Source organism: Myxococcus sp. AM011, assembly GCF_013372595.1.
In the GTDB taxonomy this organism is placed as follows: domain Bacteria; phylum Myxococcota; class Myxococcia; order Myxococcales; family Myxococcaceae; genus Myxococcus; species Myxococcus eversor.
Genome location: NZ_JABXEM010000614.1, coordinates 1 through 562, shown reverse-complemented (window position 1 = coordinate 562; position 562 = coordinate 1). Strand labels below are relative to the sequence as shown.

At 71.7% G+C, this 562-nt stretch carries 1 protein-coding gene; it reads left to right on the top strand.

Annotated elements, in window-relative coordinates; genetic code table 11:
* A partial coding sequence (locus tag HUW62_RS47670) for an AMP-binding protein (RefSeq protein ID WP_176438228.1) occupies positions 1–562 on the top strand: 562 nt, incomplete at both ends.

The window sequence follows — 562 nt, the reverse complement described above, 5'->3', positions numbered from 1 at the left end:
ATGCCACGGGCGCCGAGTACCCACGCGAGGCGAGCGTCCATCAGCTCTTCTCCGCCCAGGCCGCGCGCACCCCGGACGCCATCGCCGTCGAGGCGGAGCGCGCCACGCTCACCTACCGCCAGCTCGACGAGCGCTCCAATCAACTGGCCTGGCACCTGCGCACCCTCGGCGTCACCCCTGGCACCCGCGTCGGCTTGTGCCTGGAGCGCTCGCCGGAGCTGGTGGTGGGCCTGCTGGGCATCCTCAAGGCCGGCGCCGCCTTCGTCCCGTTGGACCCGGCCTACCCCGCGGAGCGGCTGGACTTCATGCTCGCCCAGACGGGCATCTCCGTCCTCGTCACGCAGGAGCGCCTGGCGGACGCGCTGCCCAGTCACGTCCCCGTCGTCATCTGCCTCGACTCCAACTGGCACCTGGTGGCACGCCAGCCCACCACTCCGCCCCAGGCATTCACCCACGCCGACAGTCTGGCGTACGTCATGTTCACCTCGGGCTCCACCGGGCAGCCCAAGGCCGTGGCCATCGCCCACCGCGGCATCACCCGCCTGGTGCTCGGCAGCTCCTT